3 protein-coding genes and 1 riboswitch are annotated in these 2783 nt (G+C 47.0%); of the genes, 1 reads left to right on the top strand and 2 read right to left on the bottom strand.

Translation table 11 applies throughout. The features are described from left to right. Positions 1–83: 83 nt before the first annotated feature. Positions 84–1061: an OmpA family protein gene (locus tag B3D59_RS07970; RefSeq protein WP_286818804.1), complete on the bottom strand. Its 978-nt coding sequence runs from the start codon at positions 1059–1061 to the stop codon at positions 84–86. A 354-nt stretch (positions 1062–1415) separates the two neighbouring features. Further along, on the bottom strand, positions 1416–1955 hold the full coding sequence (locus B3D59_RS07965) for a GNAT family N-acetyltransferase (RefSeq protein WP_286818803.1): 540 nt from the start codon (positions 1953–1955) through the stop codon (positions 1416–1418). 306 nt (positions 1956–2261) lie between these two features. After that, a riboswitch (cobalamin riboswitch) is annotated at positions 2262–2465 on the top strand. A gap of 107 nt (positions 2466–2572) precedes the next feature. On the opposite strand from B3D59_RS07965, the gene B3D59_RS07960 reads away from it, so the two are divergent. After that, positions 2573–2783: hypothetical protein (locus B3D59_RS07960; protein ID WP_286818802.1), on the top strand; the 211-nt coding region annotated here is incomplete at its 3' end.

Raw genomic sequence — 2783 nt, 5'->3', positions numbered from 1 at the left:
GCAAAAACAGGCCATTACCTTTCTCGCTGCCCGCCGCCTTTGCAAAAAATCGCACCTAAAACTTTTTAATCTTCTTACCGCTCTTAATTAGCGCTTGGGGTCAGTTCAACCCTCCGATTCTTTGCCCTGTTTTCCTCTGATGTATTCGGATATGCGGGTTGAGTTTCGCCGAATCCTTTCCATGAAAGCCGTTGCGGATCGATTCCATTATTTACCAGATAATCCACTACCGCTTTGGCGCGTCTTTCGGAAAGTTTCTGGTTGTATTTCTCTCGGCCGAGGTCGCATGTATGTCCGTCGGCTTCAACTCTAAGATTCGGATTTGCCTTCATCACGCTCACAACTTCATTAAGTTCCGCATAATGATCCGGCCTCAATACAGCTTTGTCAAAATCAAAAAACTGAACGCCAATTACCCAGCATCCTCTTTCATCAACCTTTGCGCCCTTAGGCGTACCCAGGCATTTGTCAACATCATCACAGATGCCGTCTGCATCGGCATCAAGACATTTTTCTACTGGCGGCGGCGGCGGCGGCGCGACAACTGGCGCCGGCGCAACTACAGGCGGGGGTTCGGGCAACCGATAAGCGGCCATCACCCTGTTAAAATCTTCAGCACCGTATGCCGTCGAGGCTTTCCCGAAAACGATGTTTCCATCTTTAACCGTTGCATAACCAGCCGGGTCTTTAAGTTGTTCAATGGCCTCAGGGGTGGTGCTGAAACCATAAGCCGTCAGAATTTGATGTGTTAAATCAGGGCTGTATGCGGTGGCCGCTTTCCCGAAAACGATGTTTCCTTCCTTGACCGTTGCATAACTTCCCGGAACTTGAGCATCCGCCTGAAGAGTACCGCCATAAGCCTTCAGTATTGTATCCATTTCGTCGGGGCTGTATGCGGTTATTGCTTTACTGAAAACGACGTTTCCATCCTTTACCGTTGCATAACTTGCCGGAACCTGGTTTGCCTGCACAGCTGCCGGATCTATTTCAACAGCCCATGCCGTAAAACCGATTGCCAAGCAAAATGCCAAGCAAAAAACAAAACAAATGATTTTTTTCATCCTTTACTCCTTTCATGTATAATGTTTGTCTATTAGATCAGAGTTCTGCGGTCAAATAGCAGTTTATACTTTTCAGCAACACCGTTTCGCTTCTTCGTGTTGGGTTTTGGGTTGTCAAATCTAATTTATTCATGATTTTTTTAATATTTGATTATACCGCTTGATTATTGAACAGGCAAATGATTATTAACGCATTCGAACTTTTGACGCTGCTCGCAAGATGATTCGCCATCGCAAGTAAATTTCAATCCATCCGCAAAGGCTTTCTGCAACTCACTGATCAGTATTCCAAAAATCATTCGCTACGACTCATAAACAGCAACGCATGAACATGGGAAATCCTTATACGCCCATTCAAACAGCTATCTCTACTCGGGAAACACCGTTTTCTGGAAAATACTTCACGTTGTAACCCAGTGCCAATAAGATGTTTTTGATTTTGTGGTTCCGAGAGTCCATCATGCACGTGAAACGTGAAACACCATGTTCCTTTGCAATATCAACGACTTTTTTCAGCAAGGATTTACCAAGGCCAAGATGCTGCCAGTCATCGCGAACCGCAACAGCCAGATCCGTAATATCTTCATCGGAATCATATCCGTAACGTCCGACGGCTATGATGGCGTCTTTTCCGTCTTCTTGAATCACGGCAACAAGGGCGGATTCGCTGTTGTAATTGACATGAGTGAATTTACGGATCATGTTTTCCGGAATGGCGTTGAGATTTCTCAAAAATCGAAAATATATCGACTGAGGAGACATTTTGTTGAACATATCGACAATAAGTTGACTATCTGCGGGCATCACGGGCCTGAGAAATACCCCGGCACCATTCTTGAGCCTGAGCCGGGATTCATACTGATGGGGATATTCTTTGATCAAGGGTGTCTTCATTCTTCTCTCGAAAAACAGGAAACAATGATTATTCAGATCGATGGTCAGGTTCTCAGGACAGGAATCAGGGATTCATACGCAACTGCCCTGAATTGACGTTCATGCCGCAGTCTGTTCTCAATGTCAGTGTTTAAATTAAACCACAGCCGGGGTTTTCTTGTCAATGTCGATGACAGGGCTGATCGTTCAAATTCATGAATTTTGGAAACAATTGAACCGGATCCGAAATCGCCGAAACCGATGCCCCCCTTCCTTTCTTTATTTTATTGACAGTTTTTTGCCCCCCGTGATAGGAGCACCACTTAAATAACAGTGTTGGCATTCGGTTGCCCCAAAAGGGCGAAAAAGAGGGAAGCCCGGTGAAAATCCGGCATGGACCCGCCGCTGTAAGCGAGGACGAAACCCGCAAGTAAGCCACTGCATCGAAAGAACAATACGAATCGATGCGGGAAGGCGCGGGGACAAGGATGATCCGCGAGTCAGAAGACCTGCCGAATGGCCCGTAATTCTTGGCGGCAATGGTAAAGCCCCAGGCTGATTTCAAATTGGCTTCGGGGCTTTTTTTCCGCTGTGTCCCGCCCCGGGGCCGGAAAATCGATGGAGGTTGAAAAAGATAAATGCGAAAAACAGCCGCGGTTCTCTGGGTTTTAATTCTTTTCAGCGGTACCGGCCCGGCCTTAGCCGGTGAAACCGGCCATTACGTCAGCGGTGTCGAGGGGATCAAATGCAGCACGCTTCCCCCGCCGGGCATTTACTATAAATTGTACAATGCCCTGTACACATCGGATGAACTCAGGGACAAGAACGGAGACAAGGTCCCCCTGTCAT

Origin of the sequence: Desulfobacter sp. UBA2225 (assembly GCF_002348205.1) — a bacterium.
GTDB classification, from domain to species: Bacteria; Desulfobacterota; Desulfobacteria; order Desulfobacterales; family Desulfobacteraceae; genus Desulfobacter; species Desulfobacter postgatei.
This window is presented reverse-complemented; position numbering and strand designations above follow the sequence as displayed.

Coding starts and splice junctions, on each gene's coding strand:
- B3D59_RS07970 (WP_286818804.1), bottom strand. CDS start 1,061: ATGAAAAAAATCATTTGTTTTGTTTTTTGCTTGGCATTTTGCTTGGCA.
- B3D59_RS07965 (WP_286818803.1), bottom strand. CDS start 1,955: ATGAAGACACCCTTGATCAAAGAATATCCCCATCAGTATGAATCCCGG.